The sequence below is a fragment of the Georgenia sp. EYE_87 genome (assembly GCF_023148685.1).
In the GTDB taxonomy this organism is placed as follows: Bacteria; Actinomycetota; Actinomycetes; order Actinomycetales; family Actinomycetaceae; genus Georgenia.
In genome coordinates this window covers 92,917-114,199 of record NZ_JAHXNL010000003.1, presented here as the reverse complement: position 1 = coordinate 114,199, position 21,283 = coordinate 92,917, and the positions used below count along the sequence as shown (strand labels likewise).

Annotated in this window: 14 protein-coding genes; 12 read left to right on the top strand and 2 right to left on the bottom strand. The window is 74.6% G+C overall.

The features are described from left to right. Positions 1 to 24: 24 nt before the first annotated feature. From recC to recD, 3 genes are read left to right on the top strand one after another with little or no spacing between them, the layout of a single operon-like run. Positions 25 to 3,372, top strand: coding sequence for an exodeoxyribonuclease V subunit gamma (gene recC / locus KZX45_RS06275; RefSeq protein ID WP_248256865.1), 3,348 nt, complete (start codon positions 25 to 27; stop codon positions 3,370 to 3,372). Next, positions 3,369 to 6,908: a UvrD-helicase domain-containing protein gene (locus KZX45_RS06270; protein WP_248256864.1), complete on the top strand. Its 3,540-nt coding sequence runs from the start codon at positions 3,369 to 3,371 to the stop codon at positions 6,906 to 6,908. Before recC ends, KZX45_RS06270 begins: the two co-directional genes overlap by 4 nt. Beyond that, positions 6,905 to 8,872, top strand: a complete 1,968-nt coding sequence (gene recD / locus KZX45_RS06265; RefSeq protein WP_248256863.1) for an exodeoxyribonuclease V subunit alpha — start codon at positions 6,905 to 6,907, stop codon at positions 8,870 to 8,872. The genes KZX45_RS06270 and recD overlap by 4 nt, the downstream gene beginning before the upstream one ends. 92 nt (positions 8,873 to 8,964) lie before the next feature. Here the strand turns inward: recD and adhE are convergent, their stop codons facing one another. Together adhE and KZX45_RS06255 are read right to left on the bottom strand one after the other, a co-directional pair. Then, entirely contained in the window at positions 8,965 to 11,670 is a 2,706-nt protein-coding gene (gene adhE / locus KZX45_RS06260) for a bifunctional acetaldehyde-CoA/alcohol dehydrogenase (protein WP_248256862.1), read from the bottom strand. A gap of 141 nt (positions 11,671 to 11,811) precedes the next feature. Beyond that, complete coding sequence (locus KZX45_RS06255; protein ID WP_248256861.1) at positions 11,812 to 12,336, bottom strand: MSMEG_6728 family protein; 525 nt, start codon at positions 12,334 to 12,336, stop codon at positions 11,812 to 11,814. Positions 12,337 to 12,584: 248 nt separating this feature from the next. On the opposite strand from KZX45_RS06255, the gene KZX45_RS06250 reads away from it, so the two are divergent. The 9 genes from KZX45_RS06250 to KZX45_RS06210 all read left to right on the top strand — a co-directional run bounded on the left by KZX45_RS06250 (position 12,585) and on the right by KZX45_RS06210 (position 21,238). Next, on the top strand, positions 12,585 to 13,778 hold the full coding sequence (locus KZX45_RS06250; RefSeq protein ID WP_248256860.1) for an NAD(P)/FAD-dependent oxidoreductase: 1,194 nt from the start codon (positions 12,585 to 12,587) through the stop codon (positions 13,776 to 13,778). 128 nt (positions 13,779 to 13,906) lie between these two features. Further along, positions 13,907 to 14,773: a DUF6282 family protein gene (locus tag KZX45_RS06245; RefSeq protein WP_248256859.1), complete on the top strand. Its 867-nt coding sequence runs from the start codon at positions 13,907 to 13,909 to the stop codon at positions 14,771 to 14,773. Continuing rightward, positions 14,770 to 15,867 carry a Gfo/Idh/MocA family protein gene (locus KZX45_RS06240; protein ID WP_248256858.1) on the top strand — a complete coding sequence of 366 codons (1,098 nt, stop codon included), beginning with the start codon at positions 14,770 to 14,772 and terminating at the stop codon, positions 15,865 to 15,867. Before KZX45_RS06245 ends, KZX45_RS06240 begins: the two co-directional genes overlap by 4 nt. Further along, entirely contained in the window at positions 15,864 to 16,550 is a 687-nt protein-coding gene (locus tag KZX45_RS06235; RefSeq protein ID WP_248256857.1) for an aspartate/glutamate racemase family protein, read from the top strand. The genes KZX45_RS06240 and KZX45_RS06235 overlap by 4 nt, the downstream gene beginning before the upstream one ends. Position 16,551: 1 nt before the next feature. Beyond that, on the top strand, positions 16,552 to 17,604 hold the full coding sequence (locus tag KZX45_RS06230) for an isocitrate/isopropylmalate dehydrogenase family protein (protein ID WP_248256856.1): 1,053 nt from the start codon (positions 16,552 to 16,554) through the stop codon (positions 17,602 to 17,604). Between the two features lie 80 nt (positions 17,605 to 17,684). Then, positions 17,685 to 18,530, top strand: a complete 846-nt coding sequence (locus KZX45_RS06225; RefSeq protein WP_248256855.1) for a sugar phosphate isomerase/epimerase family protein — start codon at positions 17,685 to 17,687, stop codon at positions 18,528 to 18,530. After that, complete coding sequence (locus tag KZX45_RS06220; RefSeq protein WP_248256854.1) at positions 18,530 to 19,282, top strand: FadR/GntR family transcriptional regulator; 753 nt, start codon at positions 18,530 to 18,532, stop codon at positions 19,280 to 19,282. The genes KZX45_RS06225 and KZX45_RS06220 overlap by 1 nt, the downstream gene beginning before the upstream one ends. Continuing rightward, the gene (gene otnK, locus KZX45_RS06215; protein ID WP_248256853.1) at positions 19,269 to 20,612 is read left to right on the top strand and encodes a 3-oxo-tetronate kinase; all 1,344 of its coding nucleotides are present in this window, start codon (positions 19,269 to 19,271) and stop codon (positions 20,610 to 20,612) included. The genes KZX45_RS06220 and otnK overlap by 14 nt, the downstream gene beginning before the upstream one ends. Continuing rightward, positions 20,609 to 21,238, top strand: coding sequence for an aldolase (locus KZX45_RS06210; protein WP_248256852.1), 630 nt, complete (start codon positions 20,609 to 20,611; stop codon positions 21,236 to 21,238). The genes otnK and KZX45_RS06210 overlap by 4 nt, the downstream gene beginning before the upstream one ends. Positions 21,239 to 21,283: the final 45 nt, after the last annotated feature.

Sequence of the window (21,283 nt, the reverse complement as noted above, 5' to 3'; positions counted from 1 at the left end):
AGACCACCCCGGGGGAGGACGCCAGTGCTGCACCTGCACCGTTCCGAGCGCGCGGACGCGCTCGTGCCGCCGCTCGCAGCCCTCCTCGCTGACCCGCCGGAGGACCCCTTCGCGCCCGACGTCGTCGCCGTGCCAACCCGGGGCGTCGAGCGCTGGCTCGCCCAGCGCCTCTCGCACCACCTGGGGGCCGGGCCCGACGGCGAACCCGGCGTGTGCGCGAACGTCACCTTCGGCTCCCCGCACCGCCTCGTCGGTGACGTGCTCACCGCGAGCCTCGGTCTCGGCGGCGACGACGACCCGTGGCAGGCCGAGCGCCTCACCTGGCCGCTGCTCGAGGTGGTCGACGCCGTTCTCGGGGAGGCGTGGGCCGCCCCGCTCGCCCGGTACGTGGGCGCGGACGACGACGAGATCCGCCGCGGCCGCCGGCTCGGCCTGGCCCGCCACCTCGCCCGCCTCTTCGCCGCCTATGCCTCGCAGCGCCCGGACCTGATCGACGCCTGGGCACGTGGGCTGGACGAGGACGGCGCGGGTGACCCTGTGCCGGACGACCTCGCCTGGCAACCGCAGCTGTGGCGCCGCCTGCGCGACCACGTCGGCGTCACCAGCCCGGGGGAGCGGCTCCCCGAGGCGCTGCGGACCATCGCCGAGCGTCCCGACGTCGTCGACCTGCCCGACCGCCTCTCCGTCTTCGGCCCGACCCGCCTGCCCGAGGACCAGCTTCGCGTCCTCACCGCCCTGGCGGACCACCGCGACGTCCACCTCTGGCTCCCGCACCCCTCGCCGGTGCTGTGGGACCGGGTCGCCGCGGCCGGGACGACGCCGCGCCGGCGCAGCGCCCAGCCCGCCGTCGCCGAGCACCCGATGCTCGCCTCCATGGCGCGGGACGCCGTCGAGCTCCAGCGCCGCCTGGGGGCCGCCCCGGCCGTCCACCACCCGGCCGAGGCCCCGGCGGGCACGCTGCTCGGCGCCCTGCAGCAGCGCCTGCGGCAGGACGACCCCGACGCGCCGCCCCACCGCCTGGCACCCGGCGACCGCACCGTCCAGGTGCACGCCTGCCACGGGCGCACCCGCCAGGTCGAGGTGCTCCGCGAGGTCCTCGCCGGCCTGTTCGCCGAGGACCCCACGCTCGAGCCCCGGGACGTCATCGTCATGTGCCCGGACATCGAGTCGATCGCCCCGACGGTCGCCGCCACGTTCGGCCTCGTCGCCGACGACGCGGACCACCGCCACCAGGTCCACCCCGGCCAGTCCCTGCGCGTGCGCCTCGCCGACCGCTCGCCCGGCCGCACCAACCCCGTGCTGGGCGTGCTCAGCTCCCTGCTCACCCTCGCCGACGGCCGGGTCACCGCCTCGGAGGTGCTCGACCTCGCCGCCGCCGAGCCGGTCCGCCGCCGCTTCCGCCTCTCCGACGACGACCTCGACCGCATCCGTGACTGGTCGGTGGCCGCCGGCGTCCACTGGGGCGAGGACCTCGGCCGGCGCGCCCGCTTCGGCCTGCCCCAGCTGCGCCAGGGCACCTGGGACCTGGCCCTGGACCGCATCCTGCTCGGCGCCGCCATGGCCGAGGAGGACTACCGCTACGTCGGCCCCGCCCTGCCGATGGACGACGTCGACTCCACCGACATCGACCTCGCCGGCCGCCTCGCCGAGCTCCTCTCGCGCCTCACCGACGTCCTCGGCACCCTCGACGGCACCCACCCGCTCGGCCACTGGGTCGACGCCCTCGACCGTGCCCTCACCCTCCTCGCCGACACCACGCCCACCGACTCCTGGCAGCTCGTCCAGGCCCGGTGGGTCCTGGGCGACGTCCGCGACTCGGGGGAGGACCACGAGGGTGTCCCGCTGCGCCTGGCGGACGTCCGCGCGCTCCTCGCCAACCGGCTGGAGGGCCGCCCTACCCGCGCGGGCTTCCGCACCGGCGCCCTGACCATGTGCTCGATGGAGCCCATGCGCGCCGTCCCGCACCGCGTGGTCTGCCTCCTCGGCGTCGACGACGGCGTCTTCCCCCGCGGCAGCTCCGCCGACGGCGACAACCTCCTCCTGCGCGACCCGTGCCTGGGCGAGCGCGACCGCCGCAGCGAGGACCGCCAGCTCTTCCTCGACGCCGTCACCGCCGCCTCCGACCACCTCGTCGTCCTCTACTCCGGGGCCGACGAGCGCACCGGCGCCGCCCGCCCGCCCGCGGTGCCCGTCGGCGAGCTGCTCGACGCCCTCGACGCGGCCGCCGAGACCGACCACGGGCGCCCCGTCCGCGAGCACGTCCTCGTCCACCACCCGCTGCAGGTGGTCGACGAGCGCAACTTCACCCCCGGGGCGCTCGGCAGCCCCGGCCCGTTCAGCTTCGACGCCGTGGCGCACCGCGCCGCCGTGGCGGGCCGCGGACCACGCTCCTCGGCGACGGCGTTCCTCACCGAGCTGCTCCCCGCCCTGGAGGCCCCGCTCGGCATCGACGTCGACGACCTCGTCACCATGCTCGAGCACCCGGTGAAGTGGTTCCTGCGCCGTCGTCTCCAGCTCTCGCTGGCCGGCGAGATCGAGGACGTCGAGGACCGCCTGCCGCTCAGCCTGGACGGCCTGGGCACCTGGCAGATCGGCGACCGGCTGCTCGCCGCCCGCCTCGCCGGCGTCGACAACCGACAGGCCGTCAACGCCGAGTGGCGCCGCGGCGAGGTCCCGCCCAAGGAGCTCGGCCGGGCCACGCTCCTCGACGTCGACACCCGGGTCGCCCCGATCGCCGACGCCGCCGCGAGCTACGCCCTCGGCCCCGCGACCGCCGTCGACCTCACCGTCCGGCTCGCCTCCGGCGTCACCCTCACCGGCACCGTGCCCGGGGTCCACGGCACCACGGTGGTGCGCACCGTCTTCTCCCGGCTCGGGCCGAAGCACCGCCTGCGGGCCTGGGTGCAGGCGCTCGCGCTCACGGCCGGCCACCCCGGCCGCGACTGGTCCGCGGTCACCATCGGGCGCCCGAAGCACAACCGCCCGGGCGCCGTCGTCTCCAAGATCGCCGCGCCGTCCCAGCAGGAGGCGCGGGAGCTCCTCGACCAGCTCGTGCACCTGCGCGGCCTCGCCGCCCGTGAGCCGCTGCCCATGCCCGTCCCCGTCTCCTGCTCCTACGCGAACAGCCGGTACGGCGGGGACTCCGAGGCGATGGCCCTGGAGAACGCCACCCGTGAGTGGAACGGCGGCTTCGACCGCAGCGACGAGCACCACGTCATCTGCTGGGGCGAGGGCGCCGCGCTCGCCGACATCCTCGGCACGCCCACCGAGGCCGAGCAGACGTGGTGGCCCGAGGACCGCACCCGGCTCGGCGTCCTGGCCCGCCGGGTGTGGGAGCCCCTGCTCGCCCACGAGGAGACGGAGATCCCGTGACCCCCCACGCGCGCGAGATGTCACCCGCTCGCCCTGACGTCGCCGGCTCGCCGGACCCTCACGCCCCCGAGGGTGGTGGCGCGAGACGTCAACTCCTCGGCGAGACGTCACCGGAGCCCGCCGTGTTCGACGTCTGCGGCGCCCTGCCCACCGGCACCACGGTGCTCGAGGCCAGCGCCGGCACCGGCAAGACCTTCACCATCGCCGCGCTCGCCACCCGGTACGTCGCCGAGGGTCTCGCCGAGCTGTCCGAGCTCATGCTCGTCACGTTCGGCCGGGCCGCCACCTCCGAGCTGCGCGACCGGGTGCGCGAGCGCCTCGTCTCCGCCGAGCGCGCCCTCCGCAGCCCGGACGCGCGCACCAGCGACGACGCCGTCGTGGCCCACCTGGCCGCGGTCGACGACGACGAGCTGACGCTCCGCCGTCGGCGCCTCACCCGCGCGCTGTCCCAGTTCGACGCCGCCACCATCACCACCACCCACGGGTTCTGCCAGCAGATGCTCCGGACCCTCGGGGTGGCCGGGGACGTCGACGCCGACGCGACGTTCGTCCCCGACATCGCCGACCTCGTGGACGAGGTGGTCGACGACCTCTACCTCCAGCGCTACGCCGACTCCCAGCAGCCCGCGCTCACCCCGGCCGACGCGCGCGCCGTGGCCCGGGCAGCGGTCAGCGACTACCAGGCCGGCCTCGAGCCCGCCGGCGCGGACCCCGACACCCTCGCCGGGCACCGCCACGCCTTCGCCCGCGACGCGGTCGCCGAGGTGCTGCGCCGCAAGCGCGAACGGCACCTCCTGGACTACGACGACCTGCTCGTCCTCCTGCGCGACGCCCTCGTCGACCCCCGGCACGGCCCCGCCGCCGCCGAGCGCGTGCGCTCCCGGTACTCCGTCGTCCTGGTCGACGAGTTCCAGGACACCGACCCCGTCCAGTGGGAGATCCTGCGCACCGCCTTCCACGGCCGCCGCACCCTCGTCCTCATCGGCGACCCCAAGCAGGCCATCTACGCCTTCCGCGGCGGCGACGTCGTGACCTACCTCGCCGCCCGGCGGGACGCCACCACCACCGCCACCCTCGGGCGCAACTGGCGCAGCGACGAGCCGCTCCTGCAGGGCCTCGAGCAGGTCTTCGGCGGCGCCGCCCTGGGCGACGAGGCGATCGTCGTGCGGCCCGTCGACGCCCAGCACACCGGGCGCCGACTCGACGGCGGCGCGCCGGTGCGGCTGCGACAGGTCACCCGCGAGCCGTTCCGCCTCAAGGGGGTCAAGACGCCCACCGTGGGGAAGGTCCGCGAGCTCGTCGCGGCCGACGTCGCCGCGGACGTGGTCCGCCAGCTCGGACGGACCCGGCTTCTCGACGGCGGGACCTGGCGGCCCCTCGAGCCCGGCGACGTCGCGGTCCTCACCCGCCGCAACGCCGACGCGGCCTTGGTCCGCGACGCGCTCGCCGACGCCGGCGTGCCCGCCGTGGTCTCCGCCCTGGTCTCCGTGTTCGCCCAGCCCGCCGCGAAGCAGTGGCTCACCCTCCTCAGCGCGCTGGAGCAGCCCGGCCACGCCGGGCGCACCGCGGCGCTCGCGCTGACCCCGTTCGTGGGGTGGGACGCCGCCCGGCTGGCCGGCGCGGACGACAGTGCGCTCGACGAGCTCTCCGACCAGGTCCGCACCTGGGCCCGGCTGCTCTCGGAGCGCGGGGTCGCCGCCCTGCTCGAGGCGGTCAGCATCGGCGGCGTCGCCGAACGGCTGCTGCGCACCGACACTGGCGAGCGCGTGCTCACCGACCTGCGCCACATCGGCCAGTCGCTGCACCTGGCCGCCGTGGCGGACCGGCTCGGCGTGGCCGCGCTCACCGACTGGCTGCGCCGCCGCATCGCCGAGGCGGAGGAGGACTATGCCGAGGAGCGCAGCCGCCGCCTCGAGACCGACGCCGCCGCCGTCCAGGTGGTCACCACCCACGCCAGCAAGGGCCTGGAGTTCCCGGTGGTCTACGTGCCCTTCGGGTGGGACCGGTACGAGTCGCGCACGCCGCCGATCCTGCGCTTCCACGACGACGCCGGCACCCGCCTGCTGCACGTGGGCGGCAAGGAGGACGACACCTACGACGCCGCGCGCGAGCGGCACCTCGCCGAGGAGCGCGGGGAGGACCTCCGGCTCCTCTACGTCGCGCTCACCCGTGCCGCCACCCAGGTGGTCGTGCACTGGGCGCCGTCGTCGAACAGCGCCGGCGGCCCGCTCTCCCGCCTGCTCCTGGGCACATTCGCGCCCGGCGAGCTGCCCCCGGACCGGGTTTCCGTGGCCACGGACGACGTGGTCGCCACCGCCCTGGCCGACCTCGCCCAGCGCGCCGGCGGCGCCGTCGCGGTCGAGCAGGTGGCGGAACGTCCCACCCCCGCCCACTGGGCCCCGCCCGACGGCGGCCGCCCCGGCCTCGCCGTCGCCCGGTTCGGCCGCACCCTCGACCACTCCTGGCGCCGCACCTCCTACACCGGGCTCACCGCCGCCGCGCACGCCGAGGGCGTGGCCAGCGAGCCGGAGACCACCGGCGTCCAGGACGAGGCCGACGTGACCGTCGCCAGCGGGCTCGCCGACGACGAGGCCGGACCCGACCGGGAAGCCGGGGTCGACGGCGGGGCCGGGCCCGGCGGGTCCGCGCCGGCCGGTCCGGCCGCGCGCCTCCTGCCCTCCCCGATGGCCGACCTGCCCGCCGGCGCCGCCTTCGGCACCCTGGTGCACGAGATCCTCGAGCAGGTCGACGCCACGGCGCCCGACCTCGGCGCCGAGCTCCTCGAGCGCTGCCGCGCGGCCGGGACCGCCCGCGTGCCCGGCGTCGACCCCGAGGCGCTCGCCGCCGCGCTCGGCCAGGTGATGGCCACCCCGCTCGGCCCGCTCGCCGGCGGAGCCACGCTCGCCGACTTCGCCCCGGCGGACCGGTTGCCCGAGCTCGAGTTCGAGCTCCCGCTCGCCGGCGGGGACCACCCGGACGGGCCCGCGTCGACCCTCGCCGACCTCGCCGCCCTGCTGCGCCGCCACCTCGGCCCCGACGACGTCTTCGCGCCCTACGCCGACCACCTCGACGGGCTGGGCGCGGCACGGCTGCTCGGCTACCTCACGGGCAGCATCGACGCCGTGCTCCGGACGGGCGGCGCGCCCACCGCACCCGCGGGGGCGGCGTCCGGCGGCACGGCCGGTGACCCGCGCTACCTGGTGGTCGACTACAAGACCAACCGGCTCGGCTCCTTCGACGAGCCGCTCACCGCCTGGGACTACCGCCCCGCGGCCCTCGCCGAGGCGATGATGCAGGCCCACTACCCGCTGCAGCTGCTGCTCTACCTCGCCGCCCTGCACCGCTACCTGCGTTGGCGCCAGCGCGGCTACGACGCCGGGCGCCACCTCGGCGGCGGGCTGTACCTCTTCGTCCGCGGCATGTGCGGGCCCGGGACACCGGTCGCCGACGGCGTCCCGTACGGCGTGATGTCCTGGCGGCCGCCCGCCGCGCTCGTCGTCGAGCTGTCGGCGCTCCTGGAGGGGAAGGCCCGATGACCGTCGTGGACGACGTCCGAGTCGCCCTGCGCGCGACGCCTCTGCTGGCCCGGTTCAACGCCGCCGGGGTGCTCGCCGCCGCCGACGTCCACGTCGCCGTGCGGCTCGGCCGCCTCGCGGGGGAGGGCGACGAGCGGGTGCTGCTCGCCGTCGCCCTGGCGGTGCGCGCCGTGCGCTCCGGCTCGGTGTGCGTGCGGCTGGACGATCTCGACGCGCTCGCCGTCCCGGAGGGTGAGGACGCCGTGCCCGCCGGCCCGCTGCCGTGGCCCGAGCCGCGCGCCTGGGGGACGGCGGTGATGGCCAGTCCGGTTGTCGCCGTCGGCGTGGACGGTCCGGCCGACCGGCCCGCCCGGTGGGTCGACGGCCGGCTCTACCTCGACCGCTACTGGCGCGACGAGCTGCTTGTCCGCCGCCAGGTCGACGCCCGGCTCCGCGCCCCCGTCGGCGGCGTCGACGAGCGGCGCCTCGCGGCCGCCGTCCACCGGCTCTTCCCCGACGCCCGGGACGACCGTCAGCGCCTCGCCGCGGCGACGGCGGTGCTCAGCCGGCTCACCGTGCTCACCGGCGGCCCGGGCACCGGCAAGACGACGACGGTCGCGCGGGTGCTCGCCGTCCTCCAGGACGTCGCCGGGCCCGGGCTGCGCATCGCGCTCGCCGCCCCCACCGGCAAGGCCGCCGCGCGCCTGCAGGAGGCGGTGCGCGAGGTGGTCGCGCAGCTCGACGACGCCGCGGACGGGGAGCGGGTCGGCTCCCCGGAGGCGACCACCGTGCACCGGCTGCTCGGGTGGCGGCCCGGCAGCTCCACCCGGTTCAGGCACGACGCGCGTCACCACCTGCCGCACGACGTGGTCGTCGTCGACGAGACGTCGATGGTCTCCCTGCCGCTGATGGCCCGGCTGCTCGAGGCACTGCGCCCGGACGCCCGCCTCCTGCTCGTCGGCGACCCGGACCAGCTCGCGTCCGTCGAGGCGGGCGCGGTGCTCGGCGACCTCGTCCACCGGCCGGCGGTGGCGGACGGCGTCCCCGGCGCCGTGGCCGCGTTCGAGCCTGCCGGGCTGGCGGAGCCGGAGCGGGAGCAGCTGCGCAACGGCGTCGTCCGGCTCACCACGGTGCACCGGCAGGAGGAGGACAGCCGGATCCTGCCGCTGGCCGCCGCCATCCGCGACGGCGACGCCGACCGCGCGCTCGCCGTGCTGCGCGCGGGCGGATCCTCGGTCCAGTTCGTCGAGGTGACCGGCGACCGGCCCACCGAGGAGGAGATCCGGCCGGTCCGCGACGACGCCGAGGAGGCGGGCGTCGATCTCGTGATCGCGGCGCGCGAGGGCGATGCGTCCCGGGCGCTCCGGGCGCTCGAGGCGCACCGGCTCATGCTCGCGCACCGGCGCGGGCCGGCCGGCGTGGCGCACTGGGCCGCCCTGGTCGAGCAGTGGGTCACCGACGCCGCCGGCCCGGACCGCACGCCGACCTCCGGTCCAGGTGGCACGACGGCCCCCGGGGCCGGCCGAGCATCGACCTCAGGTCCCGGCCGCGCGCCGGCCTCCGGCGCGGACCGCCGCGCCGCCGCGTCCCCGTGGTACCCCGGCCGGCCGCTCCTGGTCACCGCGAACGACCGCGAGACGGGCCTGTACAACGGCGACACCGGAGTGGTCGTCGCGGACGGGGAGGGAGGCGTCGTCGCCGTCTTCGGCGATCCCCGCGACCCGATGCGCGTGCGCCCGCACCGGCTGCCGCCGGTGGAGACGGTCCACGCCATGACGGTCCACCGCGGCCAGGGCAGCCAGTTCGGCACGGTCTCGCTGATCCTGCCGCCCGCGACGTCGCCGCTGCTCACCCGGGAGCTGCTCTACACGGCCGTGACCCGCGCGCGCGAGTCGGTGCGCGTGGTCGGCACGGAGGAGGCGGTGCGCGCCGCCGTCGGGAGGCCGGTGCTCCGCGCCAGCGGCCTGCGCGAGCCGCTGTCCTGACCGGCGCTGACCGGCGCTGACCGGCGCTGACCGGCGCGCCGGCACGCAGGTCCACGCCGCGTGCCGGGCTGCGGACGTCCACGCCGCGTGCGTCAGCCCCGGGGCAGGGCCTCCGCCCGCGCGATGGACGCGTCGAGCTCACCCTCGCGGAGGTCGGCCGCGGCGCGGTCGGTCCGCACCTGCTCGACGCCGACGCCGTAGTAGGCCGCCTGCATCATGTCCTTCATGTCCTGGACCATCGGCAGGCGGGGGTTCGCCGGGGCGCACTGGTCCTCGAAGGCCCGCATGGCCAGCGTCTCCAGGGCCGGGACGAAGGCCTCCTCCGCGATGCCCATCTGCGCGAAGGAGCCGGGCATGCCGAGCGACGCGCGCAGCTCCTCCACCGCCCGGGCGTAGGCCTCGACGGCCTCCTCCGGCGTGGCGGCCGGCAGCCCGAGGTGCGCGGCGATCTGCCGGAAGCGCTCCGGCGCGGTGTAGGTCTCGTACTTGGGCCAGTTGCTGAGCTTGGTGGGAACCTGGCCGTTGTAGCGGATCGCGTGCGGCAGCAGCACGGCGTTCGTGCGGCCGTGCACCTGGTTGTAGGTGGACCCGACGGTGTGCGCCATGGCGTGGACCACCCCGAGGAAGGCGTTGCCGAACGCCATGCCGGCGATGGTCGAGGCGTTGTGCATGCGCTCGCGGGCCTTGCCGATCGCCGTCGCCGCCAGCCCGTCGCGCTCGCCGTTGACCGAGACGGCGACGTTGTCGAAGACCATCTTGATCGCGTGGAGGGCCAGGGCGTCGGTGAAGTCGTTGGCGTAGACGGAGACGTACGCCTCGGTGGCGTGGGTCAGCGCGTCGAAGCCGGAGTCCGCGGCGAGGCTGGAGGGCATCCGGGCGGTGAGCTCGGGGTCGATGATCGCCACCGACGGGGTCAGGGCGTAGTCGGCGAGCGGGTACTTGTACCCGGTCTCCGGGTCGGAGATCACCGCAAAGGGGGTCACCTCGGCGCCGGTCCCGGAGGAGGTCGGGATGCACACCAGCTTGGCGAGCTCACCGAGCGCGGGGAAGCGGAACGCCCGCTTGCGCACGTCCAGGTACTTCTCGCGCAGGTCCTCGAACCGGACCTCCGGGTGCTCGTACAGCAGCCACATCACCTTGGCGGCGTCCATCGGGGAGCCGCCGCCGAGGGCGATGATGGTGTCCGGGCGGAACGAGCGCATCGACTCCGCGCCGCGGCGCACGGTGCCGATCGAGGGTTCCGGCTCGACGTCGTCGATCACCTGCAGCGCGACGGGACGGGCCCGGCGGTCCAGGACGTCGCGGATCTTGTCGACGTAGCCCAGCCGCGTCATCGTCGCGTCGGTGACGATCGTCACCCGGTCGATGCCCTCCATGTCGTAGAGGTAGCGGATGGCGTGCGGCTCGAAGTACGTCTTGGCGGGCACCTTGAACCACTGGAGGTTGTTGGTGCGCCGGCCGATGCGCTTGACGTTGATGAGGTTCACCGCCGAGACGTTGTTGGACACGGAGTTGTGGCCGTAGGAGCCGCAACCGAGCGTGAGGGAGGGGATGAAGGCGTTGTAGATGTCGCCGATGCCGCCGAGGGAGGACGGGGCGTTCGTGATGATGCGCACGGCCTTGACCCGGGTGCCGAAGCGCTCGACCAGCTCGGTGTCGCTCGCGTGGATCACCGCCGAGTGGCCCAGCCCGTCGAGCTCGACCATCCGCTCGGCGAGGGTGATGCCCTCCTCGGTCGAGGCGGCCCGCACCACGGCCAGGACCGGGCAGAGCTTCTCCCGGGTCAGCGGCTCGTGGGGGCCGACGCCGGAGACCTCGGCGAGGATGATCGAGGTGTCCTCCGGGACGGTGAAGCCGGCGCGGCGGGCGATCCAGGTCGGCGACTTGCCGACGACGGAGGCGTTGAGCCTGGCCTCGCCGCAGTTCTCCGCGTTCGCGCCGACGCCGAAGATGAGCTCCTCGAGCATCGCCTTCTCCGCGGGGGTGGCGCGGTAGGCGTGCAGCCGGTCCAGGTGTGCGAGGGTCTGGTCGTAGACGGCGTCGTCGAGGATGACCGCCTGCTCCGAGGCACAGACCATGCCGTTGTCGAAGGACTTCGACATCACCAGGTCCGTCGCGGCCCGCTCGAGGTTGGCGCTCGTGTGAACGTAGGCGGGGACGTTGCCGGCGCCGACGCCGAGGGCCGGCTTGCCGCACGAGTAGGCCGCCCGGACCATCGAGTTGCCGCCGGTGGCCAGGATGAGGGAGACCCCCGGGTGGTTCATGAGTGCTCCGGTGGCGGGCATGCTGGGCTCGCTCACCCACTGGATGCAGCTCTCCGGGGCGCCCGCCGCGACGGCGGCGTCGCGCACCACGCGGGCCGCGGCCACCGAGCACTCCTGGGCGCCGGGGTGGAAGGCGAAGATGACGGGGTTGCGGGTCTTGAGGCAGATGAGGGCTTTGAAGATGGCGGTCGAGGTCGGGTTGGTCACCGGGGTGACGGCCGCGACCACACCGACGGGCTCCGCGATCTCGACGATGCCCTTGAGCTCGTCGCGGTGGATGACGCCGACCGTGCGCAGGTCGCGCATCGAGTAGGTCACGTGCTCGCAGGCGAAGATGTTCTTCGTCGCCTTGTCCTCGAAGACGCCGCGGCCGGTCTCGGCGACGGCCGCCTCGGCGAGGACGCCGTGCTGGTTCAGTGCCGCGACGGACGCCTTCCTGACGATGCGGTCGACGTCCTCCTGGGTGAGCGCGGCGTACTCGGAGAGGGCCGTGAGACCCTTCGCGACGAGCTGGTCGATCTCGGGGGTGTCCACTGGTGCTCCTTCGACGGGCCGGCGCGGATCGCCGGCCAGCTGCGACCAAAGTAGGTCGGGCGAAATGTGCCGAAGGCGGGCTTCGGTCCCACGGCCCAAGGTCCCGCGACAAGCGGGCTCTGCGGTGCGTGGGACCGGTCCTCAGGACTCTGCCCGGCGGCGCCGCCGCTCGGCGTTCTCCAGCCGTCGACGCTCCCGCTCGAGCACGGCCGGCGACCGCACCGGCCAGACGTAGGGCAGGTCGTCAGGAACGTCGGGAAACAGCGAGCGGTAGTGCGCTGGGTCCTTGCGGATGAGGTTGGACCGGTGGCTCCTGAGCAGTTCAGGGTCGAAGAGCCAGCCGGGGAGGGCGCCGCCGGTGACCAGCTCTTCGTAGCTCCTGATGGCGGGCACGCCTGCGGCGGCGAGGTCTGTGACGATCGTCTCGGCGCAGGTGTCGCCGAAGCCCCTGTCGGTCCATGCCTCGCACATCGTCAGCCCGTAGCGGCCGAGCGCCTCCTCATGGCCCTTCCACATGAGCACCGCCGGGTGCGACTTCCAGGCGTAGTCCGGCCACGTCAGCGCGCGGACGATCTGGATGACCTCCACCCGCTGCTTGCCCAGCCGCTTGTCGTCGAGCACCTCTGCGGTGGCCGCGAAGTCGCTGTACGGCACGAAGGTCTGCATCAGCGCACCTGGCAGGCGGGGTGACCCTCGGGCACGAGCGACTCCCTCCCGGCGGCCTCGTCTCGGCAGAGCACGACGGTAGGCGGAGCGGGGAGATCCGGCACGTGCTGGGGCGTCCGTCGTCGTCGCCGGTGCTCGGCCGGGCACGCGTCAGCCCGGCGGACCCGCCGCCGCCGACGCGCGCGACACCGCACGCGCACCTACCGTGACAGGTCCTGGTCCTCGAGCACCCGGAGCGTGATCTGGCCATGAACGCCCCTCGTCACCACGACGTCGTCATCGTCGGCGGCGGCAACGCCGGCATCTCCCTGGCGGCCAAGCTCCGGCGGATGGGATGCCATGACGTGGCGATCGTCGAGCCGAAGCAGCTCCACCACTACCGGCCCCTGCTCAGCTACGTCGGCGGCGGGATGGCCACGATGGAGGACCTGACGAGGGCGCAGACGAAGTGCATCCCGGACGGGTGCACCTGGTACGCCGACCACGTGACGGCGATCGACCCGGACCGGTCGGTCGTTCACCTCTCCGCCGGGCGGGAGCTGCACTACAACGACGTGGCGGTGTGCCCCGGCTCCCGCGTCGACTGGGACGCCATCACCGGGGCCGAGGAGGCGGTCGCCACCCCGGCGGCGGCCACCAACTACCTGCCGGAGATGGCCGAGAAGACCTGGACGATGCTGTCCTCGCTGACGGCGGGCCGCGCGGTCTTCGTCATCTCCGAGCGGCACGTCCCGTGCGCCCCGGTCGGCCTCAAGCCGCTCTTCATGGCCGCTGACCACTGGCGCCGCACCGGCACGCTGCGCGACATCGACATAGAGCTCCTCGTCGAGGGCACCCGGCTCGTCAACCACGACGACGCCGACCGCGAGCTCCGTGCCGCGGCCGAGAGCTACGGCGTCCGGGTCCGCACGCGGGCGACCGTCGAGGCGATCTTCGCCGTCACCCGGTCGCTGCGCGTGCAGACCCCGGAGGGCACCGACGAGCTGAGCTACGACGCCCTGTACCTCGCCCCGCCGCACCGCGCCCCGGACTGGGTCGCCGAGAGCGACCTCGCCACCCCGGCCAGCGAAGGGTTCGTCGCGGTGGACCCGCGCACCCTCCGGCACGAGACCCACCCGCGGGTGTGGGGCCTGGGTGACGTGGCCACCGTCGGCACGCTCCCGTCCGGGGGTGCGCTGCGCAAGCAGGTCCCCGTCGTCGCGCACAACATCGCCGCCCAGCGCGCCCGGCGGAGCCTGCGCCACTACGACGGCTACTCCGTCGCCCCGGTCACCACCAGCCGGCGCGAGCTGCTCCTGGCCGAGTTCGACCGCGACGGCAACCCTCAGCCGACGGTGAGCACCCCCGACCTCGTGCGGCCGCGGCGCAGCACCTTCGTCTTCGACCGCTACCTCGAACCCCAGGTCTACTGGCACCGCCTGCTCAAGGGCAACGTGAGCTGATCAGCGCCGGCTGATCGGCGCGCCTCCCCACGACGACCCACGTTGCCCCCTGGCCCTCCGGTGCGCTAGCCTGCCTGTCATACAGGCTGCCAGGTCGGCTGGCGCGTCCTCGACGGGGAGGGGAAGACGTGGACTCGGAGGAGCGGAGCAGCTCGCTGTCCGCGGCCGGGCAGGCCCGGCTCGTCGACTTCCACGTCCACCCGGGGCCGGACTCCAGGCCCCGCCGGTGCGACGCCTTCGACCTCGCCGCAGCGGCCGCCACGCACGGGGTCGCGGGGATGGTCCTCAAGTCCCACACCCTCAGCACCGTCGGCACCGCGTCGCTGCTCGAGCGTGTGCGACCAGGCCTTCGCGTGGCCGGGGGGATCGCCTTGAACCGGGCCGCCGGCGGCATCAACGCGGAGGCCGTCGAGGCGTCGGTCCGGGCGGGCGGCAGGGTGGTCTGGTTCCCCACCCAGGACGCGGAGAACGAGCGCCGGAGCACCGGGGTGACCGGCAACGACGCGGTGTCGGTCTGGGACGGCGACGGCGCCCTGACCGGGGACGTCCACGACGTCCTCCGGCTGGCTGCCGACCACGACCAGGTCGTGTGCTCGGGCCACCTCGCTCCCGACGAGGTGGTCGCGCTCTTCGACGCCGCCGTCGAGCACGGCGTGGAGCGTTTCGTGGTCAGCCACCCGGACCACCGGCACGTCGACATGCCCGTGCCGCTCCAGATCGACCTCGCGCGGCGCGGCGCGGTGATGGAACGGGTGGTCCCCCGGCGGGAGATCTCGGACGTGGACCTCCCCGGGATGGCGGCCCGGATCCGGGCCGTGGGCGTCGGGCAGAACGTGCTCGGCAGCGACCTCGGGCAGCCGCACAACCCGGTGCCGCCGGAGGGGTTCCGGCGATTCGCCGGCCGGCTCGTCGACGAGGGCTTCAGCGAGGCGGAGCTGACCCACATGGGGCTGACCACCGCCACGGAGCTGCTTGGCTGGGAGGTGCCGGCATGACCCGGAGACGTCTGCGGATCGGTGTGGTGGGCGCGGGCAACGCGAGCTCCCACCACCTCGCCGGCTGGCGGCGACTGCCCGGCTGCGACGTGGTGCACATCGTCGACCAGGTGCCCGAACGGGCCGAGCGACGGGCCCGGGAGTACGGAGTCCCGCGCAGCGGCGGGACCGTGCAGGAGCTGGTGGCCTCCGGAGCCGTCGATGCCCTCGACGTCATCACCCCCGCCCCCGCCCACGCCGGGATCGTCGAGCACGCGCTGGCCTCCGGGATCCATGTGCTGTGCCAGAAACCGGTGGCGGACACGCGCGAGGACATCGCGCGCATCTACGACGCCGCGGTCGCGGGGCCGGGCCGGCTGATGATCCACGAGAACTGGCGGTACCGGAGCTGGTTCCGTGAGCTGCGCCGACGCATCGACGGCGACGAGCTCGGCACCGTCTTCCACCTCAGCTCGTCCGCGCGGTTCGCGGGCACCGTGACCACGCCGCGCCACCCCGGCACGCCGTTCAGCCTGGCGCGTCAGCCGTTCTTCGCGGAGATGGACCGGTTCCTGATCCTCGAGTCGGTCATCCACCAGCTCGACGTCACCCGTTATCTGCTCGGCGAGCCCGACGTGCTCTACGCCCGGTCCCACCGGGTCAGCGACCGGGTCCGCGGCGAGGACGTCGCGACGGTGGTGCTCGGCTTCCCCGGCGCGACCGCCGTGGTCGACCGGAGCTACGCCTCGAAGGGGCGCGAGGCCCCTCCGCTCCTCAGCGAGAGCGTCGTCGTGGAGGGCACGGCGGGCACCGCGTTCATCTCCGCCTCGGGCGAGCTGCGCATCGTCACGGAGGATGCCGCGACCCGGCGGGTGGACGTCGTGCCCCCGGAGGCCGACCCCTACGTCGCCAGCTACGCCCGGGCGATCCGGGCCTTCGCCCGGGGGATCGTCACCGGCGCGGCGTTCGAGACGGACATCCACGACAACCTGTCCACGATGCGGCTGGTGTTCGCCGCCTACGAGTCCGCGGAGAGCGGGCGGGCGCTGGGGCGTGCGGAGATCGACGCCACCATCCCGGTGGGCGTGAGGACGACGGGACGGGTGGCGCCATGAGGATCGGTCTCGTCCATGCCACGCCGCTGGCGCGGGGCCCGGCGGAGCGGGCGCTTCGCGAGGTCCTGCCCGAGGCCGAGCAGTGGCACCTCCTCGACGACCGGCTGCTGCCCGATCTCAAGGAGGCCGGCACGCTCACCGGCCGTCTGAGGCGGCGGTTCCTCGGGCTGGTCGACGTGCTGCTCGACGGCGGAGCCTCCGGCGTCCTGGTGACCTGCTCCAGCTACTCCGAGCTGGCGGACGCCGCCGAGCTCCGGTGGGACGCCCCGGTCGTCAAGCCCGACGCCGAGATGTTCCGCGCCGCCGCGCGGGCCAGGCCCGCGGCGGTCGCGCTCGTCGCGTCGACCGAGACGGCGTTCGCGCCGGCCGAGGCGCAGCTCAGGGCGCAGCCCGGCACGGCGACGGCCGCCATCCACCGGGTGCTCGTCGAGCCCGCACCCGGTGCGACGGGGGACGCCCTGGCCGCCGGCATGCACGACCCGGTGGCGCGGGCGGTCGCCGCCGGCGCGAGCGAGATCCTCCTCGCCCAGTACTCGCTCGCCGCGGCCGCCGGGCCCCTGAGCGAACGGCTCGGGGTGCCCGTCCACGAAGGGGCACGGGCAGCCGCCACGGAGCTCAGGCGGCGCCTCGGTGCGCCGGACGAGCCCGACGCACAGATCATCCAATCGACGAAGGAAGCGTGAGATGGCAACGGTAGGAATCATCCCCGGGGACGGGATCGGACCGGAGATCACGGAGGCGACGGTCCGGGTGCTCAGCGCTGCGGCGCCGTACCTGAGCTACGAGTACATCCCCGTCGGTCACCTCATTCCCGGTGGTGAGCACGACCCCCTGCCGGATGCCGCCGTCGCCGGGATCCGACGCCTCGGTGCCGCGCTCAAGGCTCCGCTGGAGGCACCGCGCCGCACGGGGCGGATCGTCAAGGTCCGGCCGGACGGCGACCGCGTCTACCCCAGCATCAACAACGCCGTGCGGCGCGAGCTGGACCTCTTCGCGAACGTCCGGCCCATCCATAGCGTGCCGGGCATCTCGTCGGGCCCGGACCTCGACTTCCTCATCGTCCGCGAGGTCTCGGAGGGGACCTACTCGGGCATCGAGTACCGGATCGGCGACGACGTCGCCCAGGCGGTCAAGGTCGTGACGAGAGCGGCGTGGGAGCGGATCGCCCACTTCTCGTTCCGGCTGGCCGTCGAGCAGGGGTACGGCCGCGTCATTCTCGGGCACAAGGCCAACGTCCTGAACCTCACCGACGGCCTCGAGCTCGAGGTCGTGCAGGACGTCGCCCGCCAGTACCCGGAGGTGGAGCTCAAGGACATGATGGTGGACGCCCTCGGCCAGGCGATCGTCCGCGGGGCCGTCCCGCGCGCCGTGGTCCTGCTCGACAACCAGTACGGCGACATCCTCTCGGACGTCGCCGCCGGGGTGACGGGCAGCATCGGTCTCGGCCCGGGTGCGAACTTCGGCGAGAGCGTCGCCGTCTTCGAGGCGTGCCACGGCGCCGCGCCGGACATCGCCGGGACCGGGCGGGCCAACCCCGTCGGCCTCATCCTCTCGGGCGCGATGATGCTCTGTCACCTCGGTGACGCCGCCGCCGCCGACGCCGTGGAGGCTGCCGTCGAGACCGCGCTGAGGAGCGTCCGCACACCGGACCTCGGGGGGACCGCCACCACCTCGGACGTCGCGGACGCCGTCGTCGAGGCTGTCCGGGCGGCCGCGCCGTCGCCGGCGCGAGCATGAGCCGAGAAGTCCCGGACGGCGGCGTCGCCAGCCGCCGGGCAGTGACCGACAGGGAAGCAGATGTGGAAGGAGTGGGCGGAGTGAACGCACCACGGGGGGTCCGCCTGGCCTACACGGTGATGTCGCCCGAGGCCGACGAGCGTCAGGAGTTCGCCTACGACGGCCCGTTCGCCGAGGCGATCCGGCGGCTGGCCGACATCGGGTACGACGGCGTGGAGCTCCAGGTGGCCTCGCCCGCGAAGCTGGACGCGGAGCGGCTGGCCGACGACCTGTCCGGCGCAGGGCTCGCCGTGGCGGCGCTCGCCACCGGTCCGCTGGCGGCCCGCGGGGCGAGCATGTGCGAGGCGGGACCCGCGGCTCGCGAGGCGGTCCTCGCCCAGCTGCGAACGCTCGTCGACCGCGCGGCGGTGCTGGGCACCCGCGTCTCGCTGGGGCGAATCCTGGACAACGCGCCCGACCGGGCGGTCGTCCGGGAGGAGCGGATGGCGCGCACCGCCAGCATGCTGCGCGAGCTCGTCGACTACGCCGACGATCGAGGTGTTCGCATGCTCGTCGAGCCCCAGAACGAGAGCTCGACGGATCTGGTCAACACGATCGACGACGCCCGCACGCTCATCGCCGCGACGGGGCGTACGACCATCGGCGTCATCGGCGACACCTACCACCTCGCGCTGACCGAGGGCTCCGCGGTGGAGGCGTTCAGGTCGGCCGGGCCGCTGCTCGAGCACGTCCAGTTCGGCGACACGGGCAGGGGCAGCCCGGGAACCGGTGACATGCCCTTCCCCGACGTCGTCGCGGTGCTGGACCTCATGGACTACCGCGGTTGGATCACGCTCGAGCACGCGCAGGACCACGGTGATCGCACGGCCGAGCTGTCGTACCAGTTCGTCAGCTCGCTCAGTCTCGTCGGGCAAGGAGATAGATGATGCCGCAGAACCCCGGATCGACCCGGATCCTGCCCGGACCCACGCTCGCGGAGCAGGTCGCCGAGCAGATCCTCAACAAGATTCTCGCCGCCGGCATGAGCCCGGGGGAGCCGCTGCCCTCCGCGCGCGAGCTCGGGGAGGAGTTCGGCGTCTCGCGGACCGTCGTCCGTGAGGCGGTGAGCTCCCTCGTGGCGAGGGGAGTGATCGAGACCCGGTCCGGCGTCGGCCTGCGCGTGGGCAACGTCAGCTCCGAGCTGGTGAGCGACGCGCTGAGCCTCTTCCTGCGGATCCACGGCGGTCTCGACTACCAGCAGGTGCACGAGGTGCGGCACCTGCTCGAGCTCCAGGTCGTGCGCCTGGCCTGCGAGCGGGCCTCGGACGAGGACCTCGAGGAGATCCGCCGGACCCACGAGCAGATGATGGGCGCGCTGGCGACCCCGGAGACCGCCGCGAAGTTCGACGTCGCCTTCCACCGGCAGCTCGCCGTGGCCACCCACAACCCGCTCTACGTGGTCGTGCTGGACTCGCTCCACGGCGTGCTCATCGAGGCGCGCCGCGGCGCGGTGCTCTCACCCAGCCGGGCGCGGCACGCGGCGGAGTTCCACCAGGGCATTCTCGATGCCGTCCTCCGGCGGGACTGCGCCGCCGCGGAGCAGGCCATGGAGCGGCACCTCGACGACGTGGCCGCCCACTGGGCCACCATGCAGAAGGGGCGCAAGGGCGCCGCGGAGCTCAGCCGTGCGTCCGACTGACCGGCCGTCCGAGGCGGGCGGGGGCGGGACCGCGGTCCACGCGCCGCCGCGGGTGCTGCTCGGCTGCGTCGCGGACGACTACACCGGCGCCACCGACGTCGCAACCGCCCTGCGGCGGTCCGGGTTCCGCCCCGCGATCCTGTTCGGGGGCGTGCCCGGGGACCGGAGGGCGCCCCGGGGGGCGGACGCCGTCGTGGTGGCACTGAAGTCACGGACGGCGCCGCCGGCCGACGCCGTCTCGTGGTCGCTCGAGGCGGCCGACTGGTTCGACGAGCTCGGCGTGCGGCGGGTCTTCCACAAGTACTGCTCCACCTTCGACTCCACCGACGCCGGGAACATCGGCCCGGTCACCGACGCGCTGCTGGACCGCAGCGGCGCCCGGTCGACCGTCATCTGCCCCAGCTCGCCGGTGCACGGCCGGACGGTCTACGGCGGGCAGCTCTTCGTGCACGAGCAGCTGCTCTCCGAGTCGTCGATGCGGCACCACCCGCTCACCCCGATGACCGACTCGGACCTCGTCCGCGTGCTCGGCCGGCAGACCCCGCACCCCGTCGCCCTGCTCCCGCACGCGGTGGTCCGCTCGGGGCCGGAGGCCGTGCGCGAACGGCTGGACTCCCTGGAGGCCGACGGCGTGCGGCACGTCGTGACCGACGCGATCGACGACGCGGACCTGCGCGTCATCGCCGCCGCCACCCAGCACCTGTCCGTGCTGACCGGAGCCGCCGGGCTCGCCGCCGCCCTCGCGCCGGACGGTGTCTCGGCCGGGTCTCCGCCGGCCACCTCGGAGACGGGACGGACGGACCTGGAGCTGCCCGCGGGACCCGCCGTCGTCCTGGCCGGAAGCTGCTCGCGGGCCACGCTGGAGCAGCTGGCGTACGCCCGCGACCGGATGCCCTCCCACCGGCTCGACCCGCTCGCCACCCCGGACGCCGAGCAGATGCGTGCGCGGGCGCTGTCCTGGTTGCGGGACCACCTCGGCGGCCCTCCGGTGCTCGTGTACTCCTCGGCCGGACCGGAGGAGCGCGCTGCCGCGGCAGAGGTCTTCGGGGCGCGGACCGCCGAGATCTTCGAGGACGTCCTCGGCGACCTCGCGAGCGCGGCCCGTCAGAGCGGTGCGCGCCGGATCGTCGTCGCCGGCGGCGAGACCTCCGGCGCGGTCATCCAGCGCCTCGGCGTCGAGTCCGCGCTCGTCGGGCACGAGGAGGACCCCGGCGTGCCGTGGTTGCTGACGCCGGACGAGCCGTCGACGGCGCTGCTCCTCAAGTCCGGGAACTTCGGCCGTGCGGATCTCCTGCTCCGGGCCGCCACGACCGGGGCGGGGGACCCGTGACGGACGCCGTGTCGGGCATCGTGGAGGTCGGGCGCTCGTTGTTCGCGCGCCGGCTCACCCCGGGCCGGACGGGCAACATCAGCGTCCGCGTGGATGACACGGTCTACCTGACCGCGTCCGGGGCGAGCCTCGGCTCCCTCACCCGGGAGGACATCTGCCTCGTCGACCTGCGCAGCGGTGACGTCCAGGGGCCGCCGCCGACGAAGGAGGCGTTCCTGCACGAGGCGATCTACCGCGTCCGACCGGACGCCGGGGCCGTGGTCCACCTCCACAGCACCTACGCCGTGGCCGTGTCGTGCCTGCGGCACGCCGATCCGTCCGACGTGCTGCCGCCGCTGACGGCGTACTACACGATGCGGGTCGGCCGGCTGCCCCTGGTGCCCTACCACGCGCCGGGAGACCGGGCCGTGGCGGGACTGGTGCGCGAGCTCGCAGCGGACAACCACGCCCTGCTGCTGGCCAACCACGGGCCCGTGGTCGCCGGGACCGACCTCGCCTCCGCCACCGACGCCGTCGAGGAGCTCGAGGAGACAGCCAGGCTGTTCTTCCTGCTCGAGGCGCGCGACGTCAGCCTCGTCCCGAGGCCCGGCGACCGCGTGACGCCGGGCGACCCGGGACGTCGCTGAGCGCACAGCGCGCCGGTCTCCGGCCCTGAAATCCATTTTAAGACA

Bases quoted from the DNA above. Each gene is read 5' to 3' on its own strand.
- recD (WP_248256863.1), top strand. From the start codon at position 6,905: ATGACCGTCGTGGACGACGTCCGAGTCGCCCTGCGCGCGACGCCTCTG.
- KZX45_RS06255 (WP_248256861.1), bottom strand. From the start codon at position 12,336: ATGCAGACCTTCGTGCCGTACAGCGACTTCGCGGCCACCGCAGAGGTG.
- KZX45_RS06250 (WP_248256860.1), top strand. From the start codon at position 12,585: ATGAACGCCCCTCGTCACCACGACGTCGTCATCGTCGGCGGCGGCAAC.
- KZX45_RS06240 (WP_248256858.1), top strand. From the start codon at position 14,770: ATGACCCGGAGACGTCTGCGGATCGGTGTGGTGGGCGCGGGCAACGCG.
- KZX45_RS06235 (WP_248256857.1), top strand. From the start codon at position 15,864: ATGAGGATCGGTCTCGTCCATGCCACGCCGCTGGCGCGGGGCCCGGCG.
- KZX45_RS06230 (WP_248256856.1), top strand. From the start codon at position 16,552: ATGGCAACGGTAGGAATCATCCCCGGGGACGGGATCGGACCGGAGATC.
- KZX45_RS06220 (WP_248256854.1), top strand. From the start codon at position 18,530: ATGCCGCAGAACCCCGGATCGACCCGGATCCTGCCCGGACCCACGCTC.